Source organism: Pantoea sp. BJ2, from assembly GCF_040255075.1.
Lineage (GTDB): Bacteria > Pseudomonadota > Gammaproteobacteria > Enterobacterales > Enterobacteriaceae > Pantoea > Pantoea leporis.
In genome coordinates this window covers 51,927-78,925 of record NZ_CP158292.1, presented here as the reverse complement: position 1 = coordinate 78,925, position 26,999 = coordinate 51,927, and the positions used below count along the sequence as shown (strand labels likewise).

Sequence of the window (26,999 nt, the reverse complement as noted above, 5' to 3'; positions counted from 1 at the left end):
GAGGAGGATAACGCCTTGGATGATTTTCTTAAGTACCTGACTTTCCCCTACTTGTGGGAAGGCGCTGTTATCGCCGTGCAGCTGCTGATTGGCGCGCTGGCGGGCGGCATTGTGATTGGCTTTTTCCTGGCGTTAGCCAGCAGCTCAAAGCACGGATTTATTCGCGTGCCGGTGAAAATCTACATCTATACGCTGCGCGGCACGCCGGTGCTGCTGCAGCTGATTTTGCTGTGCAACGTGCTGCCGGAATTTGGTCTGCGTTTGAGCCCATTCACCAGCGCGCTTATCGCCCTGATGATCAACGAAACCGCCTTCTGCGCCGAAATCATTCGCGGCGGCATTATGGCGACCGATCGCGATCAAAGCATGGCGGCGCAGGCGTTCGGTTATTCGCGCAGCAAAGAGATGATTCACGTGGTGATCCCGCAGGCGCTGCGCGCCATTCTGCCCACCATGGGCAATGAAACTGTCGGGCTGCTGAAATCCACCTCGCTGGCTTCGGTGGTGGGCGTCAATGAGCTGACGATGCGCGGCCAGGCGATTGTGTCGCAAAACTTCCTGTTTATTCCGGTGCTGGTCGCGTCGGGCGGCATCTATCTGATTCTTTCCACGCTGCTGGCGGGCGGTCAGTGGTGGCTGGAGAAGTTCTACAACCTTGATGAACGTGCGCGACGGGCGCGCGCGCGCCTGGCGAAACTGCCGCCGGAAGCAGACGTGATGCCGATGCAGCTACCAAAACGGCGCTGGGATACGCAAACCGCTGCGCCGGTGCTGGAAGTGAATCAGCTGTGCGTCGACTACGCCGGTAAAGCGGTACTGAAATCGCTGTCGTTAACCGTCCGTCGCGGCGAAGTGGTGGTGCTGCTTGGTCGCTCCGGTTCGGGCAAAAGTACGCTGCTGAAATCGATTCTGGCGCTGACGCCACGCAGCAGCGGCACCATTCAGACCGAAGGCCACTTCATGGGCAGCGACGAAAACGGTCGCGCGCTGGCGCAGCGACATCTGCCGGTGAACCGCGCCAAGTCGGGCATTGGCATCGTGTTCCAGCACTTCGCGTTGTTTGATCACCTCACCGCGCTGGAAAACGTGATGAGCATTCTGCTGCGCGTGCAGGGCGCACAGCCGGAAATCGCGCGCGGCAAAGCGATGCGCGCGTTGAAAATGGTAGGACTCGGTGATTTCGCCGCCTCGCTGCCGCACGAACTCTCTGGCGGACAGAAACAGCGCGTCGGCATTGCGCGCGCGCTGGCGGCAGAACCGCAAATCCTGCTGTTTGATGAGCCGACTTCCGCGCTCGATCCCGAACTGGTGCGCGAAGTGAACCAAACCATGCGCAGCCTGGCACAGACCGGCATCACCATGATCATCAGCACCCACGACATCGCGTTTGCGGCGGGCGTGGCCGATCGGGTGGTGTTCCTGCAGGATGGCGCGCTGATTGAAGAAGGCCCGCCGACGATTCTGCAAAATCCGCAAACGCCAGCGTTTGCCACCTTCCTTGAACATGAAAATGCTGCGGAGGCGCCACATGCCAACGCGCTTTGAACTCACGGCACGCGAGCGCCTCGGCGATGCGCTGTTCCACTATATGCAGGGCCAACCGGCCGATGCGCTGGGTAATGAACCCGATGCCAATCAGCAGGCGCTACGCCGCTTTCGTCTGTTACCGCGCGTGCTGCAGGGCAATGAAAGCATCGACACGCAGATTTCCCTGCACCAGCAAAACTGGTCCGCGCCGATTGGCGTCGGCGCGTTTGCCGGTGACCGTATTTTCCATGAAGAAGGGGTGCTGCCGATTGCGCGCGCCTGCAAACGTCTGCAACTGCCGCTGGTGATCTCCGAAGAGAGCGTCACGCCGCTGGAGCAGATTGGTGCCGAATACGACCGCTGCTGGCTGCAACTGCGTGCGGCGGGCGATGTCGGCCGCATCAACGCTTTGATCGACCAGGCCGCGCAGGCCGGATTTAAAAATATCGTGCTCACGGTGCTGGCGCCGGTGCATCCGGTGGCCGGGTTACAGCCCGGCGGCTTCTCTATCGGCGACGCCCTGAAACAGCGCGGCTGGCACACCATCGGCGGCACGCAGCCGGGTGTTGCGCCGCTGCCCGCTTTCCCGGTGTGGCGCTGGCAGGAGATTGATGAGGTGGCGGCGCACTGCGCCGATCGCCAGCTTCCGCTGTGGCTAAAAGGCATTCTGCATCATGACGATGCGGCGCAGGCCGCGCAGCACGGCGTCAGCGGAGTGATTGCCTCAAACATCGGCCTGCGCCAGAGCGCGCGCTGGGCTACGCCGGTCGATCAGCTGCCCGATTTGCAAGCGGTGACGCGGCTGCCGCTGCTGCTGGATGGCGGCGTACGCTGCGGCAGCGATGCGGTGGTGGCGCGCTGTCTTGGCGCGTCGCTGTCGCTCAGCGTGCGCCCGATCATCAGTGCTTTAGTCGCCGGTGGCGAGAGCGCGGTGTTCGATCTGCTTTCCGGCTGGATCAATGAAGTTACGGCCATTAGTCATTGGTGCGGCGTCAGCGATATGGCGGCGCTGAACGGCAGCTTTATCACCGAGGAGCGCCACTGATGCAGACACTGATTTTCAACCAAGGCGATACCAGCGAATCCCGCATCTTTTACTGCGCGCACTATCTGGCGCACAGCCTCGGCCTGTTCGCCGCAGAGCAGCTGCAGGTGATCTTCACCACCAGCGAATCAGGCGGGCATACGGTACAAGGCGGCCAGGTTCCAGCAGTGCTGAATCGCGACGCCGATCTCACGCTGGGCGGCCCGATGGTGGTGATGAAGCATTTTCAGCAGCACGGCGCAGAGTTGCAGTGTTTCTGCGCCTCGGTGGCGGCCAATCCGTGGTTTCTTGCGGCGGCGCAGGCGCAGCCCGATTTTCAGCTCAGCGATCTGCGCGGCAAACGTGTGCTGGATGTCGGCAATGTCGGCACCGCCACGCTGACGTTCCGCTGGCTGCTGGCGCGTCACGGTTTGCAGGATGACGTTGAGCTGATCGCCGGCAGCGGCGATCAGGCGCGGGATTTCACCGCCGTGGCCCAAGGGGCAGCGGATTATGCGCTGCACGCCATGCATATGCTGGCGCCCGCCATCGCCGCCGGACAACTCCACAGCATCAGCAGCCTCGCCAGCGTGTGCGGCCACGTACCCTGGAGCGCCTACATCGCCCGCACCGATGTATTGCAGGAGAAAGCCACCGCTTTCGCCGCCTTCTCCCGCGCCATTGCCCAGGCGCTGACGTGGATCGCCAACCATGACGCCACTGCGCTGGCGCAACAGGTGCAGGCGTTTTACCCCGATTATCCGCGCGAGGCGCTGGTGCGCGGCCTCGCGGCCTATCAACAGGCTGGCGTGTTTGCGCCAGATGGCGTGATTCCGCGCGCTGAGTTTACGCATTTCAGCCAGCTGTTAACTGCTATCGGCTGGCTCGACTCTTCACAGCCGGTGCCGTATGCGGCGCTGGTGACGCAGGCAGGAGCAGAGCAATGAAACAGCTAATTATTAATGGTTTGGTGGTCGGTGAAAGCGGCGCGGCGCCTGCCGATCTGTTACTGGAAAACGGCAAAATCAGCGGACTGCTGACGCCTGGCGCGCTTACCGACGGCGTTGACGAGGTGATCGATGCACACGGCTTGATCATCGTGCCCGGCGCCATTGACGTGCATACCCATTTCACCGGCTCGCACGATTTTCCCGAACAGGAGCTGCGTGAAGGCACGCGCGGTGCGGCGGCGCACGGCGTTACCACCATCGTCGAGATGCCGCATTCTCTGCCACCGGCGACATCGCTGGTTAACTTCAACGCCAAAAAAAGCTGGCTGGCTGACAACTGCTCGGTGGATTACGCCCTGTGGGCTGGGTTAGACGGAAACAACGTGCATGAACTGGCGGCGCTGAATCAGGCGGGTGCGCTGGCCTTCAAAGCCTTCCTGTGCAGCGGCGCACCCAACGGCGACGCCACCGACGAGAAAGGTTTGCCGCGTCTCGACGATGACGGCCTGCTGCGCGCCATGCGCGAGCTGGCCACGTTCGACGGGCTGATTGGCGTGCACGCTGAGAATCACGAGATTTTGATCGGTGCTGGCAGCGAACAGCGCCGCGCCGGACGCAAAGATGCGCGCGCTCATGCGCTGGCGGGGCCGGAAATCGCCGAGATCGAAGCGGTAGGACGCGTGTTAGCGATTGCCGAAGAGACCGGCGCGCGCTGCCATATCGTGCACGTCAGCTCGGCGCGCGCGGCGGAAACCATTGTCGCTGCCAAAACCCGCGTACGCGCCAGCTTCGAAACCTGTCCGCACTATTTACTGCTCGACGAAGACGATCTGGTGCGCATCGGCCCCAACGCGCGCTGCGGCCCGCCAATCCGCCCACGTCCGGTGGTGGATGCGCTGTGGCAGGTGCTGCTGCGCGGCGATATCGACATGATCGCCTCTGACCATTGTCCGTACACGCCCGCACAAAAACAGGCGGGTGAAGCCAGCATCTGGGAGGCGGGGATGGGCCTGACCGGCGTGGAAACCCTCAGCCCGATGTTCTTCAGCGCGGCCCATATTGAACGTGGCGTGGCGCTCAGGGAGTTTGCGCGCATGACCGCCAGCGGCCCGGCCAAAGCCTTCCAGCTGTGGGGCAAAAAAGGGGCGATTGCGCCCGGCTTCGACGCCGATTTGGTGTTCTACGACGCCAGCCAAAGCTGGACGGTGCGCGGCGCCAATTTTCAGGGACTCGGCAAGTGGAGCGCATTTGAAGGGATGCGCTGTCAGGGTAGAGTGGTGCGCACATTGATTCGTGGCGTCACGGTATTCCAGGATGACCAGATGCAGGTTGAACCCGGCTTCGGTCAATTCGTGACCCGACAGGTCTAAACAGGATAAACAACATGGCAGGAAAACCCTCTACCGCTCGTCGTAAAAACAGCGCCCCGCTGGCGCAGGACGCGGCCACCGATAACAGCTGGAATAACGCGCGTCCGCGCACGCTGGTCGATCACGCCGTGGATGCCATTCTCAGCGCCGCCTCGCGCGGCCTGATCCTGCCCGGCGACCGCATCGCAGAACCCGAGCTGGTGGCGAAACTCGGTATGAGCCGCGTGCCGATCCGCGAAGCGCTGCGCATTCTGGAGAGCCAGGGCATTGTCACTAGCGAGCCGTATAAAGGTATCCGCCTGATGGAGATTTCGCATCAGCGGCTGGAGCAGATTATCGATGTGCGCATCCCGCTGGAGACGCTGGCCTGTCGCCGCGCGATTGAGGCCGGACGCAACAGCGCTGAGCAGCTTAATCAGCTCTATCAGGGCGTGGCGCAGATGCAGGCGATGATGCAAAGCGATAACGTTTACGGTTTTGCCTCCGCCGATACCGATTTCCACCGCACGCTGTGCAGCTTCGCGCACAACCCGGTGCTGAGCAATTTGTGGGAGTCGATTGCCCGTCAGCTGACGGTGATTTTCGGTCTCTCCACCATGGGCAAATCAATGAGCGACATCATTGAGGAGCATCAGCGGCTGATTAATGTCTTTGCCGATGGCGACATCGCCAAAATGACCGACGAGGTTGAGAACCACATCCGCATTCAGGCGCTGGACGTGGATTACGAAACCCTGATAACACAGCGCCGACAGCACCGTTCCGCTCTCGGCTAATTTCGCCTTGCCTTTACACCAGGGAAAACACCATGAAAATCATTAACGTTGAGGCGTTTTACCTGCGCCTGCCAGTGATTGAGCAGCGCACCGACAGCTCTCAGGATGCGCTACTGATCAAAATCACCACCGATGCCGGCATCACCGGCTGGGGCGAAGTGGATGGCAGCCCGTATGTCACCAAAGCCATCATTGAAGCGCCCTATTCGCACACCATGGTCACCGGCCTGAAGTCGCTGTTAATCGGCGAAAACCCGCTGGAAACCGGCCGTTTATGGAAGAAGATGCACAAAGCCACCCTCTATTACGGCCGCAGCGGCGCGGTACTGCAGGCGATGGCCGGCATCGACATCGCCTTGTGGGACATCAAAGGTAAAGCACTCGGCAAGCCGATTGTTGAACTGCTGGGCGGCGCCATGCGCGATAAAATGCGCGTTTACTCCTCCAACATGTTCCAGTTCAGCGTGGAAGAGACGGTCGCGCGCGCGCAGCATGCGATGGATACCGGCCATAGCGGCGTGAAGTTTGGCTGGGAGCCGTTTGGCACTGACGAAGCGCTGGATCTGCGCTATCTCGACGCCCTGCGTAAAGCGATGGGCGACGATGTGGATCTGATGCTGGACGTCGGCCACGTGTGGGATGCCAAAACCACCATCCGCCGCAGCCAGCGCTATGAACACCTCAATCTGTTCTGGATTGAAGAGCCGCTGCATCCCGATAACTACGCCGGTTACGGCCAGGTTTCCGCCGCCTGCCAGCAGCATATCGCCGCCGGTGAGCAAGAGTGTTCGGTAACGGGTTTCCAGCGCCTGATAGATGAAGGCGGCATCGATATCGTGCAGATCGACCTGACGCGCACCGGCTTTACGCAGGCAATGGAGATCGCCAGCTACGCGCACAGCCGTGGACGCAAAGTGTGCAACCACAATTTCACCACCGACATTAATACCGCTGCCTCGCTGCATTTCCTGTGCGCGATTGAGAATGCGCTGGTGATGGAGTATTGCGTCGAGCCGGGCGAAATCAGCCGCTCGCTGGCGAAGAATCCGGTGCGCATCGCCGACGGTTACGCGTGGCTGCCGAGCGAGCCAGGCCTCGGCGTTGAACCCGACGAAGCGGTGATCGAGACGTTTTTGGTGCGTGATTAATGGCTGTCACCGCCTAACAACGAAGCACACATTGTAGCGGCGCAATTTATTGCGCGATAAATCGCGCCGCTACGCAGTGCGCGCGAATTGATTCTGGTGTCGAGTGTCGAATAACAGAGTGATCTGAATTACAACGCTAAAGGTTGTTGGCGCGCTGCTCACTGGCTACCCTTCTTCGCAGCCAATGCAAGAGGGTGCCATGCAGCAAAAAATTTACTGGATCGACAACTTACGTGCGGTTGCCTGCCTGATGGTGATCGTCATTCACACCACAACCTGGTACATCACCGGACCGATGGCGGTAACAGGCCTGAGCTGGGATGTGGCGAACCTGCTTAACTCAGCGTCACGCGTCTGTGTGCCGCTGTTCTTTATGATTTCAGGCTATCTGTTTTTCGGCGAACGCAGCGCACAAGGGCGGCATCTGCTGCGCATCGTGCTGTGCCTGCTGTTCTACAGCGCGGTGGCGCTGGCCTATATCACCTGGCTGACGCCGATCAGCGAAGGTCGATCGCTGCTCAAACTGCTGCAAAGACCGGTGTTCTATCACCTGTGGTTCTTCTTCGCCATTATCGGCATTTACCTGTTATCCCCGCTGATTCAGGTGAAAAGCGTGGCACCGCGCTATGTCGCGATACTGGTGATCGTGCTGGCGGTGCTGGCGAATCCGAATACCGTGAGCCAATCGCTGGGGCCGTTCCACTGGCTGCCGGTGAATCTGTATGTCAGCGGCGACAGCATCTATTACCTGCTGTATGCGCTACTCGGGCGCGCGATTGGCTGTATGGAGACCGACAAGCGCAGCATCAGCTGGCTGGCGGGATTGGGCTTTGTGGCCTGCGTGATTGGCATTGCACTCGGCACCAAACAGATGCTGAAAATCAACGGCGCGTTCAACGATACCTGGTATCTCTATTGTGGGCCGCTGGTGTTTATTGCCGCCATCAGCCTGTTGATTCTGTTCAAAAACACCCTGAATCAGCGCGCGCTGCCGGGGCTCGCCACCATCTCACGCTATTCCCTGCCGATCTATGGTTTTCACGCGCTGTTTATCCACTTTCTGCGTACCCATCACTACGACGACATGTCGCGCCCGTGGCTCGATTTGCCGTGGGTGATGGGCGTGACGCTGATCGGTAGCCTGCTGCTGGCGATGGGATTACAACGCGTGGATAAGCGTCATCTGGTGAGCTGATCGTCCCAGCGCTGGTGCGCGCGGCGCAGCTGGCGGGCCGAGGAGAATCCGGCGGCCAGCGCCGCTTTCTCCGCCGCTTCACCCTGCTGCTGGCGTTGCCGCGCAATCACTAAGCGCAGCTGTTCGTGGTATTCGCGCACGCTGATGCCCAGATGCTGGCGGAACAGGCGCGTCAGATGACGCTCGCTGACGTGCGCCCGTTCGGCCAGCGCGGTAAGCGACCAATCATGTTCGGGATGGGCAATCATCACATCCTGCGCGCGATGAATCGCCGGATGCATGTGATTGCGATAGCGCAGCCACGGCGACAGTTGCGGATCGTCGCCGGAACGGCGGAACCACACCACCATTTCGCGCGCCACTTTCAATGCCTGCGGCGCGCCGCACAGCCGATTGATGAGATGCAGCGCCAGATCGATGCCCGCAGTAATGCCCGCGCTGGTCCAGATGCCGCCATCTTCGACGAAAACACGGTTATCTTTTACTAACGCCGCCGGCGCTGCCGCTTTCAGGCGCGGTAACACATCATGATGCGTGGTGCATTGGATGCCATCCAGCAATCCCGCCTGCGCTGAGAGCAGTGCGCCGGAACAGATGCACACCAGCGTGATGCGCTGATCGGTAATCGCTGTCTGCTGCTGGCGCAGCCAGTCACGCGCTATCGCGGCCGGTGCGGTGTCGAAACAGACGCGCGAATCGTGTACGCCAGGCACCACCAGCAGGCTGTTTGCCGGCAGTTGCGCGGGCAAGGGCGCGATGTCGGCGAGGGTCATGCCGGTGGAGCACAGCACGCTCTGCTGCGGGCCGATGTAGTGCAGCGCGAAGTGGCCGTCGGCCAGCTGCAGGGTTTCAGCGGGGCCAGTGAGATCCAGCGCCATCACGCCGGGAAGCACGAGAAAGAAGACGGACTGCGGCATGGTGAGCTCCGGTTGGGTTTGGTGTGTTTTTCCCCCTCACCCTAGCCCTCTCCCGCAAGCGGGAGAGGGAACCGATCGAGCTAATAACTCCCTCTCCCGTTTACGGGAGAGGGTTGGGGTGAGGGCAAATCAGGCCACTACATTTAACACAAAACCCCAATCATACCCGATAAAAACTCCAACACCCTGCCAAATCCAGCCATCACTCTCCCACATCAGGACATCAACGGCTGCAACTGCTGATACAAGCGCGCAAACACCTCGCGCTGTGGCTGATACGCCTGATGCCGCGCCGCATCCGGTTGATGCCGCTGCGCCAGTTCCAGCGACGGCCATTCGCTCGCCGGATCAACCGCCAGCTGCGCCAGCCGCGCTGCGCCCAGCGCCGGACCGACTTCGCCGCCATGACAATAATCCAGCGTTTGCCCGCTGATATCCGCCAGCATCTGACGCCAGTACGCACTTCGCGCGCCGCCGCCAATCAGCATCACGGTTTTCGGCTGCACGCCACACTCATGCACCGCATCCATGCCTTCGGCCAGCGCGAAGCCCACGCCTTCCAGCACCGCGCGCGCCAGTTCTGGTCGGCCATGCTGATGCGTTAAACCAAAGAACGCGCCCTGCGCCTGCGGATTGTTATGCGGCGTGCGCTCGCCAGAAAGATAGGGCAGGAACCACACTGGCGGCACATCGCTGCGCGCTTTTTCCGCCTCACTTAGCAGTTGCGGCACATCGGCGCAGCCGGTCAGCGCCGCCGCCCAATCAAGGCAGGAAGCCGCGCTCAGAATCACCGACATCAGATGCCAGCGCTGCGGCAGCGCGTGGCAAAAGCTGTGCACCGCACGCTGTGGATTGCTGAGATAGCCGTCGCTCACCAGGAAATAGACGCCCGACGTACCGAGCGACAGCATGCCTTGTCCCGGCTCAACCATGCCGACACCCACCGCGCCCGCCGCGTTATCGCCACCGCCCGCCACCAGCGGCACGCTTGGCATGCCCCAGCGCGCGGCGACATCTGGCAACAAGGTGCCGGTGATCTGATTGCCTTCAAACAGTTGCGGCATCTGGCTGCGCTGCAAATCGCAGGCGTTGAGCATCTCATCGCTCCAGTCGCGCTGCGCCACATCCAGCCACATCGTTCCCGCCGCATCCGACATGTCGCTGGCGAACTCACCGCTCATGCGCAAGCGCAGATAATCCTTTGGCAGCAGCACTTTAGCTACCTGAGCAAAAACTTGCGGCTCATGCTGTTTTACCCACAGCAGCTTAGGCGCGGTAAAGCCAGGCATCATCAGGTTGCCGGTGATGCGACGCGAATCCGGCACGCGCTTCTCCAGTTCCTGACACTGCTCGCCGCTACGCCCGTCATTCCATAAAATCGCCGGACGCAGCACCCGACTCTCGCTATCCAGCAAGGTGGCACCGTGCATCTGCCCGCTCAGGCCAATCGCCTTCACGCCGCTGAGATCGTGCTGCTGGGCCAGCGCCTGCATGGCACGATCGGTCGCCTGCCACCAGCTTTCGGCATCTTGCTCGCTCCATAACGGCTGCGGCCGCGACACCTCCAGCGGCGCACTCTCCACTGCAATCACTTTGCCGTGCGCATCCAGCAATGCCACTTTCACGCCGGAGGTGCCTAAATCGATGCCGATAACCATGCTGCGCTCCTGAAAAGTTAAAAATCAAACAAGTAGTGATTCACCAGATTCTCCAGCTGTTCCTGGCGTCCACTACGATGCTGTGGATTAAATTGCTGTTGCTGCGCCTGCTCCGCCAGAGCGGCAAGGGAAAATTCTCCCTTCAGGATCTGCTGTCCGAACTCGCCGTTCCAGCCGCTATAGCGCTGCGCCACACGCTTATCCAGCTCGCCATCCGCCACCATACGGGCCGCGACTTTCAACGCCAGCGCCATGGTATCCATCGCGCCGATATGGCCGTAGAACAGGTCATATTTATCGGTGCTCTGGCGGCGGACTTTGGCATCAAAGTTTAAGCCGCCGGTGGTAAATCCGCCCGCTTTGATAATTTCGTACAGCACCAGCGCATTCTCTTCGACGCTGACCGGGAACTGGTCGGTATCCCAGCCACACTGCATATCGCCACGGTTAGCATCCACCGAGCCGAAAATGCCCAGCGCGATGGCCGTTGCGATCTCATGATGGAAAGAGTGACCCGCCAGCGTCGCATGGTTGGCTTCCACATTCACTTTGATCTCTTTCTCCAGCCCGAACTGCTTCAGGAAGCCATAAACTGTCGCGACATCATAGTCATACTGATGTTTCGTCGGCTCCTGTGGCTTGGGTTCAATCAGCAACATGCCGTGGAAACCGATCTTATGTTTGTGCTCCACCACCATCTGCATAAAGCGGCCAATCTGCTCGCGCTCCTGACGCAGGTCGGTATTCAGCAGGGTTTCATACCCTTCACGCCCGCCCCACAGCACATAGTTCTCGCCGCCCAGAGTTTGCGTGGCCTGCATGGCGCTGCACACCTGGCTGGCGGCCCAGGCAAAAATTTCCGGATCCGGATTGGTCGCCGCACCCGCACCGTAACGCGGATGGGTAAAGCAGTTGGCGGTTCCCCACAGCAGTTTCACGCCGGTTTCCTGCTGTTTCTCCAGTAATTTATCGGTCATCACCGCGAAGTTTTCACGATAGCTTTTCAGCGAATTGCCTTCCGGTGAGACATCCACATCGTGGAAGCAGTAATAAGGCACATTCAGTTTATGGAAGAACTCAAAGGCGACATCGGCCTTTTGCTTCGCCAGCTCAAGCGCATCACCCGGCTTCTGCCACGGACGATCAAACGCGCCAACGCCAAACATATCCGCGCCGTTCCAGCAGAAGGTATGCCAGTAACAGGCTGCAAAGCGCAGATGCTCCGCCATGGTTTTACCGAGAATCACCTCGTCCGGGTTGTAATGACGAAACGCCAGAGGATTGCGGGTATTACTCCCTTCATAACGAACGCGATCAAGCTGGTCGAAATAGGCGTGCATAGTTAGCTCCTTAGCATGAGGACCCGAATGGTCAGCTTTGAGCGGTTATTGTGATGATGTAATTTACTGCTGCTCAATTACGATATTTAACACTCAACGTAAGATAATTATTATTTGTGCGCCAGCTCGCAAAATAATGTCGTTATTTTCATTCAGCCTCTCTTACGTCGTTTTTTCTGAAAGCGTTGAAATATCGATCGCGCTCATAAAATCGCAAATAAACCAAAAAACGTAATAGCCGGATAAAAATCAGTAATTGATGTCATCTGAAACTCAGGGCAACAATTCATCGGCCTGGTTATCAGCCTTACAACGACAACAGCCTCAACCTACAGGATTAATACCATGAACATGAAAAAATCACTGTTGGCCGCCTGCGCGGCTCTGGCCCTGTTTAGTCACGCGGGTAGCGCTAAAGAAGTCAAAATCGGTATGGCTATTGATGATTTACGTCTGGAACGCTGGCAAAAAGATCGCGATATCTTTGTTAAACAAGCCGAATCCCTGGGCGCCAAAGTGTTTGTGCAATCGGCCAACGGCAACGAAGAAACGCAGATGTCGCAAATTGAAAATATGATTAATCGCGGCGTCGATGTATTGGTCATCATTCCTTATAACGGCCAGGTTTTAAGTAACGTGGTGGCGGAAGCGAAACGTGAAGGCATTAAAGTGCTGGCGTATGACCGCATGATAAATAACGCCGATATTGATTTTTACATCTCATTCGATAATGAAAAAGTGGGCGAATTACAGGCAGAAAGTATTGTGAAGCAAGTACCAAAAGGTAATTACTTCCTGATGGGTGGCTCGCCGGTGGATAATAACGCGCGCCTGTTCCGTGCCGGTCAGATGAAAGTGTTAAAACCTTATATTGATAATGGCAGCATTAAAGTGGTCGGCGATCAGTGGGTTGATGCGTGGCTGCCGGAAAATGCGCTGAAAATAATGGAGAACGCCTTAACCGCAAACAGCAACCACATTGATGCTGTTGTGGCGTCGAATGATGCCACCGCAGGCGGTGCGATACAGGCATTAAGCGCGCAGGGACTTTCCGGCAAAGTCGCGATCTCCGGCCAGGATGCCGATCTCGCCGCCATCAAACGCATTATGAACGGCACGCAAACCATGACGGTTTACAAACCCATCACCGAACTGGCGACTGAAGCAGCCAAAATCGCGGTGGAACTCGGTGACGACAAACAACCCGCCAGCAACAGCAAGCTGAATAATGGCCTGAAAGATGTGCCATCGCGCCTGCTGAATCCTATTCCGGTGAACAAAGACAACATTGAAAGCACGGTAGTCAAAGACGGCTTCCACAAGCAGAGCGAACTCTGAGGCGCGAGCCCGTAAAGGAGAGAGGCCGATGTTGCTGGAAATGAACCATATCACCAAGCGTTTCGGCGCGGTGAAAGCTCTGGATGACGTGAGCCTGCAGCTGGAAGCCGGTGAAGTGATGTCGCTGTGCGGCGAAAACGGCTCGGGGAAATCGACCCTGATGAAGATCCTGTGCGGGCTGTATCCGCACGGTGACTTTGAAGGCAGTATCCATTTTGCGGGCGACGAGATTCAGGCGCAGACCATTCGTGATACCGAACGCAAAGGGATCGTGATCATCCATCAAGAGCTGGCGCTGGTGCGGCAGCTGACGGTGATGGAGAACATTTTCCTCGGCGCAGAGCTGGGACGTTTCGGCATGGTGGATGACGAAACCATGACGTTGCGTTGCCAGCAGCTGCTGGAGCGGGTCAAGCTGCAGGTATCGCCGGATACGCGCGTCGGCGAACTGGGATTAGGCCAGCAACAGCTGGTGGAGATTGCACGCGCCTTGAATAAACAGGTGCGCCTGCTGATCCTCGACGAACCGACCTCTTCGCTCACCGAACAGGAAACGGAGGTGCTGCTAAGCATCATCAAAAACCTGCGCGAACATGGCATCGCCTGCATCTACATTTCGCACAAACTCAACGAGGTAAAAGCGATTTCGGACACCGTCTGCGTGATCCGCGATGGTCAGCATATCGCGACCCGCGCGGCCGCCGGGCTGAGTGAGGATGACATCATCACCATGATGGTCGGGCGCGAGCTGACGGCGCTCTATCCGCATAGCCCACACGAGATTGGCGAAACCCTGTTGCAGGTAGAGAACCTCACGGCGTGGCATCCCATCAACCGCCATATCCGCCGGGTGGATAACGTCTCTTTTAGCCTGAAGCGCGGCGAAATTCTTGGCATTGCCGGGCTGGTTGGTGCCGGTCGAACCGAAACCGTGCAGTGTCTATTTGGCGTTTGGCCGGGACGCTGGCAGGGCGATATTCATATTAACGGCAAGAAAGTCCGTATCAAGGACTGCCGCGCCGCCATCGCGCACGGCATCGCGATGGTGCCGGAAGATCGCAAAAAGGATGGCATCGTGCCGCTAATGGGCGTGGGCAAAAACATTACGCTGGCCGCGCTGGATCAATTCTCTCCCCGACTTTCGCTGCTGGATGAAGCGCAGGAGCAGCAGGCGATCAACCAGGCCATTGCGCGCCTGCGGGTGAAAACCTCGTCGGCGGAACTGCCGATTGGTCGCCTGAGCGGCGGGAATCAACAGAAAGCGATCCTCGCTAAATGCCTGCTGCTCAATCCAAAAATCTTAATTCTTGATGAGCCTACGCGCGGCATTGATGTGGGCGCGCGCCAGGAAATCTATCTGCTAATCAATTCGCTAGTGCAGCAAGGGATTGCCGTGATTGTCATTTCGTCTGAGCTGCCCGAAGTGCTGGGCCTGAGCGATCGGGTTTTGGTGATGCATGAAGGCAAAATCAAAGCCGATCTGATTAACGATAACCTGACTCAGGAGCAGGTGATGGAAGCCGCCCTGCGGAGTGAACACTATGTTTAAGACCGAAAGTACGCAACGCGGCCTCACTACGCCGGGTAAAGGTGCGCCAGGTAAATTCTCGCTGCCTAATCTGCAGGTGCTGGTGATGCTGGGTGCGATTGTGCTGATCGCCCTGTTCTTCACCTGGACCACCGACGGTGCCTGGCTCAGCGCACGTAATGTTTCCAACCTGCTGCGCCAGACCGCCATTACCGGCATTCTTGCGGTCGGCATGGTGTTCGTCATTATCTCTGCGGAGATCGATCTCTCGGTGGGTTCGATGATGGGGTTGCTCGGCGGTGCTGCAGCTATCTTTGACGTCTGGCTCGGTTGGCCGCTGCCGCTCACCATCGTCGTGACTTTGGTGATGGGTTTGCTGCTCGGCACCTGGAACGGCTGGTGGGTGGCCTATCGCAAAGTTCCGTCGTTTATTGTCACGCTGGCGGGGATGCTGGCGTTCCGCGGCATTCTGGTCGGCATCACCGATGGCACCACGGTAGCGCCTACCAGCCCGGCGATGTCGCAGATTGGCCAAAGCTATCTGCCTGGCGGGATCGGGTTTGGCTTCGGCTTTGCTGGCCTCGCGCTGTTTATCCTCTGGCAATGGCGCTTGCGCCTGCGTCGCCAACATCTTGGTCTGGCGCAAACCTCCGTCAGCGGTGCGCTGGTGCGGCAGGTCGTCACCGCCGTTCTGGTACTGGGCGCGATTTGGCTGCTCAACGACTATCGCGGCGTACCAACGCCGGTCTTGCTGCTGGCGCTGCTGTTGCTCGGCGGCATGTTTATGGCGACGCGCACGGCCTTTGGTCGCCGGATTTATGCCATCGGTGGCAACCTGGATGCCGCGCGCCTTTCCGGCATTAATGTGGCCCGCACCAAGCTGGCGGTCTTCGCCATCAATGGCGTGATGGTGGCGATTGCGGGCCTGATCCTGAGCTCACGCCTTGGCGCGGGTTCGCCCTCGGCAGGCAACATTGCCGAGCTGGATGCCATCGCCGCCTGTGTGATTGGCGGTACCAGCCTGGCGGGCGGCGTTGGCTCGGTGGCGGGCGCGGTCATCGGCGCCTTTATCATGGCGTCGCTGGATAACGGCATGAGCATGATGGATGTCCCGACCTTTTGGCAGTACATCGTCAAGGGCGCCATCCTGCTGCTGGCAGTGTGGATGGATACCGCGACGCGCCGCCGGGTGTAATCGCGTGGGGGATCACAATGTGGCGCAAATTCTTTCTGCTGTCCGTCGTGCCATGCTATGCAAGGTGCTGTCGATTTAGGAGAGTGCGCCACGATGCATGAGAAACGCTTTCGCATTACGTTGCTGTTCAACGCCAATAAGGTCTATGACCGCCAGGTGGTTGAGGGTGTCGGTGAGTATTTACAGGCATCACAAACGGATTGGGACATTTTCATTGAGGAGGATTTTCGTTGCCGCATCGACAATATCCGTGAATGGCTGGGCGATGGAGTTATTGCGGATTACGACGATCCCTCGATTGAAAAACTGCTGGCGAACGTGTCGGTGCCGATAGTTGGCGTTGGCGGATCGTACCATCAGCCGCAGGATTATCCGCCGGTGCATTACATCGCCACCGACAACGCCGCGCTGGTCGAGAGCGCTTTCTTGCATTTGAAAGAGAAAGGCGTGAATCGCTTTGCTTTCTATGGCTTGCCCGCAGCCAGTGGCAAACGCTGGGCGCAAGAGCGTGAACATGCGTTTCGCCAGCTGGTGGCGCGCGAGCGTTATCAAGGCGTGGTTTATCAGGGCATGGAAACAGCGCCGGAAAACTGGCAGCACGCTCAGAACCGCCTGGCTGACTGGCTGCAAACCTTGCCGCAGCAAACCGGTATTATTGCCGTCACCGATGCCCGTGCGCGCCATCTGCTGCAGGCCTGTGAATATCTCAAAATTCCGGTGCCGGAAAAGCTCACGGTGATCGGGATTGATAACGAGGAACTGACGCGTTATCTGTCGCGCGTAGCGCTCTCGTCCGTGGCGCAGGGTTCACGCCAGATGGGTTATCAGGCGGCAAAACTGCTGCATCGCCTGCTGGATAATCAGCCTCTGCAACTGCAACGAATTCTGGTGCCACCGGTAAAAGTGATTGCGCGCCGCTCCACCGATTTCCGCTCCTTGCACGATCCTGCGGTGATTCAGGCGATGCATTACATCCGCTTTAACGCCTGCAAAGGCATTAAAGTTGAACAGGTGCTGGATGCCATCGGCATCTCGCGATCGAATCTGGAAAAACGTTTCCGCGATGAAACCGGTGACACCATTCACGCCATGATTCACCGCGAAAAACTGGAGAAAGCGCGCGAGCTGCTGGCGTGTTCTTCGCTGAGCATCAATGAGATCTCACAAATGTGTGGTTACCCGTCGCTGCAATATTTCTATTCGGTGTTTAAAAAGAGTTACGCCAATACGCCGAAGGAGTATCGGCAACTTCACGGTGAAAACGTGTTGTGACGCACGGCTGAGATCAAGAATTCCGCCGCGATTGTCGCTATACTCCTGCGGCATCTTCAAAGGAAGATCGTCGTCTCCGGTGAGGCGGCCGGATTTCAAATCCGGTTGGGGCCGCCAGCGGTCCTGGGCAGGTTCGACTCCTGTGATCTTCCGCCACGACACTTCTGTATCCTTCCGAGATTATTCATCTAAAAACAAAATATTGAATTACCACCCTATCTGAGGAGTGCCACGAACAGCAGCGTTATCCCGGTGTGAAGCTGGCGCGCCTTGAGCACGTTATTGAAACCGAGCTGGAGGTTTTTACCTGCCTTGGCACGGGTGCCTGCGCGCTGCTGGATGACCCGCTGTTCACCGGGCCGCTGAAGTCGGCCCCGCGTCTGAGCTTTCTCGGTCATGTGATGATAGATGAACTCTGCAGGCGCATGACAGACGCGCCGGTGCTGCACTGAGGGAAAACGGTACGATGAAAATGATGGTATCAGAAGCGGCCACCGCAGCGCGGGGCGTGAAGGTAATAAAAAAACCGCCACATGCCGTGCCCGGTGTGTCAGAGAACGGACAACACCACCTCCGCGACCATCGAGACGCTGGAGTCATCGCGCGAGCGCGCGGCGGTGATTGGCTTCTCGCTGATAATTCTGCCCGACCTGGAGAAGTGGAGCGGCGACGGCGCGGGCATCAAGGCGATTACCGGCGGCGATGCGGTTTCCGTGGACCCGAAATACCGCGATGCCTACTCAACGCACATTCCTGCAGTTATCCTGGCGGTAAACAACAATCCGATGCGCTTCACCGACCGCAGCGGCGGCGTGTCGCGCCGCCGGGTTATCCTGCACTTTCCGGAAATCATCCCGGCAAACGAGCGCGACCCACAGCTGAAGGAAAAAATCAGCGGCGAGCTGGCCGTTATCGTGCGCCAGCTGATGCAGCAGTTCAGCCAGCCGCAGGACGCAAGGGCGTTGCTTCAGTCGCAGCAGAACTCTGATGAGGCGATGCGCATCAAGCGCGACGCGGATCCGATGGTGGACTTCTGCGGCTACCTGTTCACCACGCCGGAGCCTACTTCGCTTTATATGGGGAACGCCAGCATCAGACCGCTACAGCCGAAACGCTATCTCTATCACGCCTATCTGGCTTACATGGAGGCGAACGGCTACAGGAATCCACTCAGCATGAAGATGTTCAGTCTGTCGCTGGAGAGCATTATGCGCGAGTACGGGCATCATTATCTGAAGCGGCGCACGAAGCTGGGGGTGCAGACCAATCTCGATCTCACGGAAGAAAACAGCAGCGACTAGCTGCCAAAATGCGATGCAGCCTTAACTTTATAAATAGTAAGAACCGGCAAAAGCCGCTTTTTTACGCTTATTGCGTGGCTGGCGTCAGTAATCAGGCTGAAGTGTGACGTTCTGCATTCGGTGACTGACCCACAGTATTAGCATGTGCAGGCAGGTCAGCCGGGATAAGCTTAAATGTAGGCGATAGTAATAATTTTGGCGTGCCCGCGTGTTTCGATACTGGCGGTGCCAACAGACTCAGGAAGTGATGCAGGTAGCTTATCTATATTCACAGGCAACGTATCTGAATACACGTTGCCTGTGCAGTGCATCGAATGCTCTCCAGTTGAACAGGGTGCTACAAAAATGGTACCGGTGAACGTTATGCTGCCATTTACAGCGGCATAACTATGTGACATCGCGGCCAGTAGCAAAAAAAAGCGCAGTTTCTTCATCACAATCTCCTTAGATAGGTAATTAACCTATCGGATACTTTTCGCATAACTTAAGTAGTTTGATGCTTAAGAGATTGAGATTTTTCTAGAGTGCAGTAACAGGCACGATAAATCCAGCCGCTGATACAGATATGCCTTTACTCCGTTCGTGGAGAAAATTAGGGGGAATAACTGAATGGGTTGTTCAATTATATTTCATAACATGGTTGGGGTGACGAAAATGACCGTTAGTTCCAGAGGTTTGGCTGGCACAGCGAAGATAAACTGTTGAATGAGGGAAGTAATGAAATATGTGACCAAGTTGACGGATAACTAACTGATTTAATTAATATAGATCATCACATGACCAATAAGGTATAAGAGCTTGATCAGCAGGCATTAACAAAGCGATACATCAGGAGGATATTAGCCATGCAGTCTGCAAGATGTTCGAAGTAGACCCGGAACAAGCTTCGTGGCAAGCCTCTGATTAAGCGTGAACTGTAAGACTCCACCCTTCAATTCATTCTGAATTGTGGCGGTCGTAATTTTTTCACCATTGATGTAAATGGATAGCGAATTACCCAGATTTTTACGCGTGAGTAATTCAAGTTTCCTGGCGGCTTCAGAATTCAAGACAACCCGGACCTTTATATTTTCAGTTTCGGAACCATCCTGAGAAATAATTTCCACCTCTGTCTCATTAAAATCACAGGCAGAGTAAAAATGGTGATTAACTTCTTGAGATAAAGCCGCATTAGATAATGATATCGTTAATGCAGGAAGCATAATAAACCGGATAATTGAAAGCAGCACCTTTACTCCAAAAAATAATGTCATTTAAGAAAGACAACCTGATTCATTATCAGATTAGATTGTGGCGAGCAGAGAAATCAACAACGTCTTTCATCGTATTAAGCTTAAGTTTCTGCATCATACGAAACTTGAAAGTACTCACGGTTTTATTACTTATACTGAGCCTTTCTGCAATTTCTTTATTGTCCATACCTTCGCTAAAGAAATGTAAAATCTGCATTTCCCTCATTGAAAGAGTATTAAGACGCAGTTTTTCATCCAGTTGAAACGCACTTTCATTACAGGCAAATTGAAAGGGAAAGTGCGTATACCCTGAACTGACAAGAGAAATAGCCATTTTCAAATCTACTAAGCTCTGAGTTTTGCTGACAAAGCTGCTCGCACCGCATCGGAAACTTTCAAGCCCATAGAATTCAGCTGATTTACCACTAATGGCAATTATGGGAATGGTTTTATTAAATTTACGGAGGGCTTGAATTACCTCTATACCATTTCGTTCAGGAAGATCGATATCAATAATTAACACATCAGGTTTGAACTCTTTAATTACTGTGATGACGTCTAAACCATCTTCACATTCAGCAACTACATGCCCATCTTTTGTAAGCAATTCCCGAATAGCCAGCCGAACTATAGGATGATCGTCCACTATTAGAAAACGTCGCATTTGCAATTCCGCCAATTTTTATTCAATGGCGCTATAATAGAATCCATCTATCTTATAATGCAATTACAACCGACTATGGTAGGAGAATTCTTACAACATATGGTAAAAAATCCTAATCTCCCCTTCCTATAGTTGCAATCTTCAAATAGCACACTCAAAATCATTGTATATTCACATCTCTCCAGGCTTCAAAAGACGTTCTGAACGATTTAAATTCAATTTCAAGTGCATTAACGAACTGCCTGATTACTGAGGTATCCTCTTCGACGTCAATCAGTTCTTCAATAGATAAAATCTCTCGAGTAATACGTTCAACTTTCAATATCTGAAGTGCGCCGCCCATTTTATGTAAACTCTGCTTTAGCGTTTCCGAGTTGCCTTCGTCCAATGCGTTTTTAGCCAGTGCTAAATCTTTCTCCCCTTCTTCAAACACTTTACCTAAAAAGTCCGTAAAAACTGTGTTGTCTTCGGGTAAAAAATCCCGCATAACATCAAAATCAATCCAGTCAGTTAAATTACTTTTATTTTCAGTTTCATGAAAATAAAAGTTCAGCGTATCAGAAAGCCGGTTGAGCTCAAGCGGACGGAAGAGGCAATCGTTCATACCTGCCCCAATGCACCTTTCTTTTTCTGAAAGCTGTGCATTTGCGGTCAATCCGAGAATAACTATTGGATCTGAAGTCGCAGCTCTAATGCTTTTAGAAAGTGAGAGGCCGTCCATGACGGGCATATTACAATCGGTAATGATCAGGTCAAAGTGAGCGCTTTTCCATTTTTCTAAAGCAATTTTTCCATTTTCAGCCTCAGCTACGTTATGACCGAGGATAGTTAACTGCCTCGACAGTAAAAGTCGATTTGCAGGATGATCGTCTGCTATCAATATGCTCACGGCCCGCGCCTTTTTCTGACGGTTCTCAGAATGCTGGAGTGATAGCGCAGAAGCGCGATAGTCAGCATTAAGCTCAACCTTAATACAGGTTCCTATACTGGGAATACTGTCCAGCGTGAGGGTGCCTGACATCATTTTGACCAGTTCAGCCGTGATTGCGAGACCAAGACCTGTTCCGGCTGCATCATTTGCGCCGCCCTGCTCAAAAGGTCTGAATACTTTATCCTGAGTTGACTTATCGATACCTACGCCAGTGTCACGTACGCTAATGGTGATATGAGCTTTCTGGGTTTGCTCATTCACGATTAGATCGACGTTAACATCCACTTGTCCCTGCTCGGTAAATTTAATTGCGTTACTGACCAGATTCGCGATAATTTGACGCAGCTTTGTCGGATCAGTAAATATCTCAACTTCGGGGATATTTTTATGCAGATTTAACATCAGTCCTTTTTGTCTTGCCAGGCCATCAAATACCCTGGTCACCTGCCTTGTGATGTATCGAAGTTCAAGCCATTCAGGCTGTAATTCAAGCTTACCGGATTCAATCTTGGACATATCAAGAATGTCTCCAATGAGCCCCATCAACGATTCAGCTGAATCATAAGCCACACGTAACGAATCGGGATCCGGCTTCGCGGCATCTCTGACGTTTAGTTCCAGCAAGCCAATTACTGCACTCAGCGGGGTCCTGATCTCATGACTCATAGTTGCAAGGAACTGGCTTTTGCTTCGGTTAGCCAGCTCAGCAGCCTCTTTAGCATGAGATATCTCATCAAGCAGCTGCAGGTATTCAGTAATATCCTGCCATCCGCAAATCCATCCAGCCTGCCTGTTCTGATCGTCACTATAGGGGGTTATCCAGTGACGTATTTTCCGGTTTTCAAAGCCATTGAATAATACGAATTCACTCTCGTATACGCTTTCTGTTTCATAACCTGAATCCGACCACTTGCTGGTTATTGAGTAAAAAACGTCGTCAAGAGGGTTTCGTCTGTCCTGCAATGGCAGCGTCAGCAGAGGGTGTTGCTCTTCACTAAAGAAGTCGCGAAATGCCCGGTTTGAACGAATAATCATGCCGTCATTATTAAAAACATAAACCGGCCTTGGCGGACCATTTATCAGTCGATCCTGAAAATTGAGTTCAGCCTGATATTTTGCTTCCGCAAGCTTATTAGCTTTTACTCTGCGACGGTTTGCGTATCCCCACAATAGTGCGGTAATAAGGAGCAACGCGGCCGATGCAGCGAGCAAATAAAACTGACCGCGATAAACCGTCCATGTACGAAACTGAGCTTCAGGGGTTCCCTGCCACCGGCTAATAATGTCGGTATACATTTTAGGTGGAACCGCTGCTAACGCTTTATTGATAATACTGAAGAGTTCAGGCGCGCCACGCCTCACAGCAAGGGATACTGCAGCATCACCGATGGGGAGAATGCCTGCAATTCTCAGTTTCGCAGGATAGTAACGGGCAATAATATAGTCAGCACTGATCATCGTCGTAACCACACCATCAAGCTTGCCCTCAGCAAGCTCCTGCATGGCTAAACTCGCATTACCGATTTCAGTGACCTTTACGGCAGGGTACTGTTCACGTATCCACTTTACTGCAGCGTGCCCTGCAGGCACTCCTATCCGCATACCAGGATGGTAGGGAAGGCTAGGATCCTGCTCATTCATGACCAAAACATTGGGTGAATACATGAATGGTCTTGTTAATAAAAACTGTTTTGCCCTTTCAGGGCTCCATATCACCCCGCCGACCATATCCATAGGTAATGCTGGATCGTTTAACTTTTTTTGCGCGTTGTTAACGTAGTCTTCACGCTGAGGAATAAATTTCAACCCGGTTTTTAAATGAATAAGGTTAAGTACATCTGCTGTAATGCCGTAAAAGTTATTCCTATCATCAAATAACATGAAGGGAGCAGTAAACTGAGAAACCAGAATATTTACTTCGGGATTATTTTTAATCCAGTCAGTTTCTTCCCGAGTTAATGAAAGTGGCTTTGCAAGAAAAGCGGTTACCGACCCCTGATCCCATCTTCTCAGCAGGAGCTCTCGTTCGGCGATTGAAATATTCTGTATGACTGTATTGAGCGCGTGGTACAGAGGTGTTCCGTCATTACGCACATACAAACGATAACCAGGAATAGCTGTACTGACCTGACTGTCTAACGTAAGCAGATTCGCGAAATGTCGCTCAATCATGAAGTTGACGGGAATCAAATCACCCAGTGCTTTATCACTTTTACCGAGAACAACCGAAGCCAGCGCGCTCTTTACATCAGGGTAAAAAGTAAACTCTTTATCAGGATAGAGGGTGGAAAGGTCTTCTTTAGAAAGTAAGCCTTCCTGAACAGCGATAACATTTGCTCCTGGACGATGATGCTTTGCCGCCCTATCGCTGCGAACCATTACTGGCACAGGAGATAATAAATCATCTGTGATCAATACGCTGGGACCAAGAGAAGGCTGCTTCCCGGGTGCGGCAACCACCGCATCAATTGATGAATGGGATTCCTGAAGGGCCTCCAGCGCCTCTTCACGACTGCCGTAATGAACAAATTTTACCTGCAGGCTGAGACTCTGGCCTAGCGACTGAACCAGTTCAGGAATGATGCCTCTCAGAACATCGTCGTACTCATATTGAGTGACCGGTGGTAATCCGGAACCATAGAGTGCAACGGTCAGCTGGCGCTTCATCGCGAGCCAACGCCAAGTCGATCCAGGGAGTTCAGCGCCTACTGTCTCAGGTGTCGTATCCGACTGCAAAATAAGCGGAACAGCGGAAGCCATTCCCTTAAGAGGAAATAAAAAGCTTAAGATCAGCAAAAGAAGATAAGCATGCACTCGCATCAGGACATCCTGTTTCGTCGGGTAAACTCGAGCAGTTCCTTACGATTTTTAAGTTCCAGTTTAGGCATGAGGCGGGATTTAAATGTGCTGACAGTTTTATTGCTAATCTTCATACGGGTTGCAATCGTGATAACTTCCATGCCCTGCCCCAGGTACTGCAGAACTTCAAACTCGCGCGCTGATAAACTCTTGAGTCGGACACTGTCATCTATAGGCTGATTTTCAAACAAAGTATTTGACGCGTTTAAAGGGAAGTATCCGTAACCATTGCGGACGGTGTTCACCGCGTTGACAAGGTCGTCCAGGTTATTTGCTTTGCTGATAAAGCCGTTTGCCCCTGCCTTGGCGCTCTGAGATGCATAATAGTCTATATTTTTGCCGCTCATCACGATAATGGGCAGTGTTCTGCCGGAACGACGTATGGCTTTAATAACTTCGATTCCGTTGAGCGTAGGTATATCAATGTCGACTATGAGCATATCGGGTTTGAGCTGGCTAACTAGCGTCACCGCTTCTTCTCCATCGCCGCATTCAGCTATAACACTATGGCCATGTTTTTCCAGCAGAAGTTTTATTGCTATCCGGGCAATCGGATGATCGTCGACAATAATAAATCTTGGCATAATTAATCATCTCTTTAAACTGTGAAAATAATTATAAATGCTATATGGTCAGAAAAAATCCTACAAGCACAACCCATTCATTGTAGTACAATTCTTACAGCATCAACGGAATATTCCGAATAAAATATTCAAAATGTAAAAAGATATGTTTAATCATATTAAATGGAGTTTAAATTAAAGAATCCAACCATCTAAAATAATGAATAGAGCATTTGCAATATTAAAAATAACAACAAAAAAACGCCCACAAAATTACGTTATGGGCGGCCAACAAAATTAAAAAATAATTACTGAAATGACTGCATCAAAACGACAGTGCTCTCGAAGCTTCCTGCAGTAGCACCTGTATCAGCCAGAGTTGAAGCAATGGGTAATATATTATCCCCCACTCGAAGAGATATATCTGACCCCAACGCTTTATTGTCCACCGTTATGGTGCTGCTGAGGCCTGGTTTCAGGACTATTGGACCAGTGGGAAGGATATTATATTGTGCAGTCACATTACCATTACAGCGTACATTAAACTGTGAAGCTTTTACGCTTCCATTTACCTGCCCTAAAACTAAATCGCCGTGATCAAGTAGGATAGAAGGTGTAGTGATTTGACAGTCAATTCTGGGTGGAGGCGCACTTCGGCAACTACTCCAGTCTATATTTCTATTAGAAGAACTGCCATCATTTCTCTCCCAGCCAAAACATAATTCGGCAGATACATACTCATAATACCTTGGATCATAGGATGAATATCCTGCGACACGAGTATTACCATACTGTTCTTTCCACATTGTCACTGCATCTGACCATGAGGTACCTTGAGGTGTGATGAGTGTAGGCGAACCATATCTAATTTCTCCAGTAGCGTAAAAAATCGTCCCGCCTGATAAACGCCTAAATCCATATTTGGCAGTTGGTCCAAAAACACAGCCAGAAATATAAGAACACACATCATTTGGCCCGCCACCACCACCTACATTACCTCTAATATCAGGAACACCGTTTGGATCATAAACAGCGTAGCCTTTTGCTTCAAGTACTATCATTTGAGGATAATTGACAGTTACTTCCATTGCATCAGGCGACATTACGAAAGTTGCAGAATAAACTTTATTTATCCCTATAAAAAAGAGCAAAGCCAGAAAAATAAGTATTTTCATATAATCATCTCATAAAGAACAATAGCAAGTATTTATTGATAGTTAAATGAAAGTGTAGCCATGCTATTAAAGTCTCCGGCTGCAATCGTTTTATTTGCTATAGAATCTGGCTGTCCTTGAACAAAACTCTTAAACACAATATCATTTGTTCCATTTACCAGTTCTGTGGCTGGCGAGGCGGTGCCCAACGCTATTAAATCACCCGACTCGGTTTCAATACCTATTCCAATTCCGGATGCGGTGCTGGAGGGAGCAATTGCCAAATAACCCGCAAGTCCACCTGCATCCGGTGAGCCCTCGAAAGTGACACTCACTGATTGGGCAACTGATACATTGCAGTTAATTAACGATACAGTGAATGATTTGCCCGCTGTGCGGGTGTTATCATAAAGGCTATTTACGGCAATCTGTCCAAAATCAACTTCTAATGGTACGCCAGGCTGGGCGATTTGGCAGGCATCATCAATAAGACGCCCTTGGAAATTAACATCAGTAGCTGCTGCAGTGAAACTAATAAGAGAGTTTAAAAAAATTAACGTTCTGATTGAGTATTTCATATGTAGTCCTACTGAAATTCTGCTGTCAACGTAGCTGACGCGCTAAAGGGAGCAGCTGAGAGAGTTGATCCAGGCTCTTTAACAGGAACAGCTTTCAGCTCAGGAGGGTTGGCAGGATCGATCAATATCTCATTATTTATTTGCAGAGCATTTCCGTTCTGAAAAATACGTATTCCAAGATCGCTTATATCGGTTTGTAGAGCGGCAGTGTCATACGTAGTTACAGTTCCACTCATTTTCAGATACAGATCAAAACCCGCCGGTGAAGAGTTACATGAAAGCGAGTAAGGGATATCTTTTATATAATTTTGCCCATCAACGTTGTTAACGCCGACCTCCCCAAAATCTACTGATATCGGTTCACCACTGCTTACCTCACAGGTAGGGGGTTCAATAAGTACGCCATGCAAGCGGGTGTTCGCTAAGGTATTAAATGAAAGCCCCAACGCCAGACATGCTAAATACACCTTAAGTTTCAT

General features: G+C 53.7%; 23 protein-coding genes, 1 tRNA gene and 1 pseudogene. 14 read left to right on the top strand and 11 right to left on the bottom strand.

Annotated features, from left to right (window positions below; translation table 11 throughout):
- The first annotated feature begins 15 nt into the window (after positions 1–15).
- The 7 genes from AAF463_RS00350 (at position 16) to AAF463_RS00320 (ending at position 7,990) form a co-directional block, all read left to right on the top strand.
- Positions 16–1,545: an amino acid ABC transporter permease/ATP-binding protein gene (locus AAF463_RS00350; protein ID WP_350261352.1), complete on the top strand. Its 1,530-nt coding sequence runs from the start codon at positions 16–18 to the stop codon at positions 1,543–1,545.
- Positions 1,529–2,572: an alpha-hydroxy acid oxidase gene (locus AAF463_RS00345; protein ID WP_350261351.1), complete on the top strand. Its 1,044-nt coding sequence runs from the start codon at positions 1,529–1,531 to the stop codon at positions 2,570–2,572. The genes AAF463_RS00350 and AAF463_RS00345 overlap by 17 nt, the downstream gene beginning before the upstream one ends.
- The gene (locus tag AAF463_RS00340) at positions 2,572–3,498 is read left to right on the top strand and encodes an ABC transporter substrate-binding protein (protein ID WP_350261350.1); all 927 of its coding nucleotides are present in this window, start codon (positions 2,572–2,574) and stop codon (positions 3,496–3,498) included. The genes AAF463_RS00345 and AAF463_RS00340 overlap by 1 nt, the downstream gene beginning before the upstream one ends.
- The gene (locus AAF463_RS00335; RefSeq protein WP_350261349.1) at positions 3,495–4,871 is read left to right on the top strand and encodes an amidohydrolase family protein; all 1,377 of its coding nucleotides are present in this window, start codon (positions 3,495–3,497) and stop codon (positions 4,869–4,871) included. Before AAF463_RS00340 ends, AAF463_RS00335 begins: the two co-directional genes overlap by 4 nt.
- 14 nt (positions 4,872–4,885) lie before the next feature.
- Complete coding sequence (locus tag AAF463_RS00330; RefSeq protein WP_350261348.1) at positions 4,886–5,647, top strand: GntR family transcriptional regulator; 762 nt, start codon at positions 4,886–4,888, stop codon at positions 5,645–5,647.
- Between the two features lie 32 nt (positions 5,648–5,679).
- Positions 5,680–6,795: a mandelate racemase/muconate lactonizing enzyme family protein gene (locus tag AAF463_RS00325; RefSeq protein ID WP_101763852.1), complete on the top strand. Its 1,116-nt coding sequence runs from the start codon at positions 5,680–5,682 to the stop codon at positions 6,793–6,795.
- A gap of 199 nt (positions 6,796–6,994) precedes the next feature.
- Complete coding sequence (locus AAF463_RS00320) at positions 6,995–7,990, top strand: acyltransferase (protein WP_350261347.1); 996 nt, start codon at positions 6,995–6,997, stop codon at positions 7,988–7,990.
- Here AAF463_RS00320 and AAF463_RS00315 read toward each other — a convergent pair.
- The 3 genes from AAF463_RS00315 to xylA form a co-directional block, all read right to left on the bottom strand.
- Complete coding sequence (locus AAF463_RS00315) at positions 7,975–8,907, bottom strand: helix-turn-helix domain-containing protein (RefSeq protein ID WP_210081049.1); 933 nt, start codon at positions 8,905–8,907, stop codon at positions 7,975–7,977. The two genes, AAF463_RS00320 and AAF463_RS00315, sit on opposite strands and share 16 nt — an antisense overlap.
- A gap of 215 nt (positions 8,908–9,122) precedes the next feature.
- Positions 9,123–10,565 carry a xylulokinase gene (xylB, locus tag AAF463_RS00310; RefSeq protein ID WP_350261346.1) on the bottom strand — a complete coding sequence of 481 codons (1,443 nt, stop codon included), beginning with the start codon at positions 10,563–10,565 and terminating at the stop codon, positions 9,123–9,125.
- A gap of 17 nt (positions 10,566–10,582) precedes the next feature.
- On the bottom strand, positions 10,583–11,905 hold the full coding sequence (gene xylA, locus AAF463_RS00305) for a xylose isomerase (RefSeq protein WP_350261345.1): 1,323 nt from the start codon (positions 11,903–11,905) through the stop codon (positions 10,583–10,585).
- A gap of 345 nt (positions 11,906–12,250) precedes the next feature.
- Here xylA and xylF point away from each other — a divergent pair, with 345 nt between their 5' ends.
- The 7 genes and pseudogenes from xylF to AAF463_RS00270 all read left to right on the top strand — a co-directional run.
- A complete protein-coding gene (gene xylF, locus AAF463_RS00300; protein WP_101763858.1) occupies positions 12,251–13,243 on the top strand; it encodes a D-xylose ABC transporter substrate-binding protein in 993 nt (330 codons plus the stop codon).
- Between the two features lie 28 nt (positions 13,244–13,271).
- Entirely contained in the window at positions 13,272–14,792 is a 1,521-nt protein-coding gene (locus AAF463_RS00295; RefSeq protein ID WP_271460948.1) for a xylose ABC transporter ATP-binding protein, read from the top strand.
- A complete protein-coding gene (xylH, locus tag AAF463_RS00290) occupies positions 14,785–15,966 on the top strand; it encodes a xylose ABC transporter permease XylH (RefSeq protein WP_350261344.1) in 1,182 nt (393 codons plus the stop codon). The genes AAF463_RS00295 and xylH overlap by 8 nt, the downstream gene beginning before the upstream one ends.
- A gap of 93 nt (positions 15,967–16,059) precedes the next feature.
- A complete protein-coding gene (gene xylR, locus AAF463_RS00285; RefSeq protein WP_061719296.1) occupies positions 16,060–17,238 on the top strand; it encodes a D-xylose utilization transcriptional activator XylR in 1,179 nt (392 codons plus the stop codon).
- A gap of 61 nt (positions 17,239–17,299) precedes the next feature.
- A tRNA-Sec gene (locus AAF463_RS00280) sits at positions 17,300–17,394 on the top strand.
- A gap of 98 nt (positions 17,395–17,492) precedes the next feature.
- The gene (locus AAF463_RS00275; protein ID WP_350261343.1) at positions 17,493–17,690 is read left to right on the top strand and encodes a DUF5375 family protein; all 198 of its coding nucleotides are present in this window, start codon (positions 17,493–17,495) and stop codon (positions 17,688–17,690) included.
- A gap of 105 nt (positions 17,691–17,795) precedes the next feature.
- Positions 17,796–18,539, top strand: a pseudogene (locus tag AAF463_RS00270) (primase-like DNA-binding domain-containing protein); the annotation flags it as partial.
- Positions 18,540–18,709: 170 nt separating this feature from the next.
- Here the strand turns inward: AAF463_RS00270 and AAF463_RS00265 are convergent.
- The 8 genes from AAF463_RS00265 to AAF463_RS00230 form a co-directional block, all read right to left on the bottom strand.
- Positions 18,710–18,973 (bottom strand): hypothetical protein, encoded by a 264-nt coding sequence (locus tag AAF463_RS00265; RefSeq protein ID WP_350261342.1) that lies wholly within the window; start codon positions 18,971–18,973, stop codon positions 18,710–18,712.
- Positions 18,974–19,378: 405 nt separating this feature from the next.
- The gene (locus AAF463_RS00260; RefSeq protein ID WP_350261341.1) at positions 19,379–19,792 is read right to left on the bottom strand and encodes a hypothetical protein; all 414 of its coding nucleotides are present in this window, start codon (positions 19,790–19,792) and stop codon (positions 19,379–19,381) included.
- Positions 19,793–19,817: 25 nt separating this feature from the next.
- A complete protein-coding gene (locus AAF463_RS00255; protein ID WP_350261340.1) occupies positions 19,818–20,435 on the bottom strand; it encodes a response regulator in 618 nt (205 codons plus the stop codon).
- Between the two features lie 160 nt (positions 20,436–20,595).
- Entirely contained in the window at positions 20,596–24,186 is a 3,591-nt protein-coding gene (locus AAF463_RS00250) for a transporter substrate-binding domain-containing protein (RefSeq protein WP_350261339.1), read from the bottom strand.
- On the bottom strand, positions 24,186–24,809 hold the full coding sequence (locus AAF463_RS00245; RefSeq protein WP_350261338.1) for a response regulator: 624 nt from the start codon (positions 24,807–24,809) through the stop codon (positions 24,186–24,188). The genes AAF463_RS00250 and AAF463_RS00245 overlap by 1 nt, the downstream gene beginning before the upstream one ends.
- A 287-nt stretch (positions 24,810–25,096) precedes the next feature.
- Positions 25,097–25,963, bottom strand: a complete 867-nt coding sequence (locus AAF463_RS00240) for a hypothetical protein (RefSeq protein WP_350261337.1) — start codon at positions 25,961–25,963, stop codon at positions 25,097–25,099.
- A gap of 32 nt (positions 25,964–25,995) precedes the next feature.
- Complete coding sequence (locus tag AAF463_RS00235; protein WP_350261336.1) at positions 25,996–26,520, bottom strand: fimbrial protein; 525 nt, start codon at positions 26,518–26,520, stop codon at positions 25,996–25,998.
- A gap of 8 nt (positions 26,521–26,528) precedes the next feature.
- Positions 26,529–26,999: a fimbrial protein gene (locus AAF463_RS00230; RefSeq protein WP_350261335.1), complete on the bottom strand. Its 471-nt coding sequence runs from the start codon at positions 26,997–26,999 to the stop codon at positions 26,529–26,531.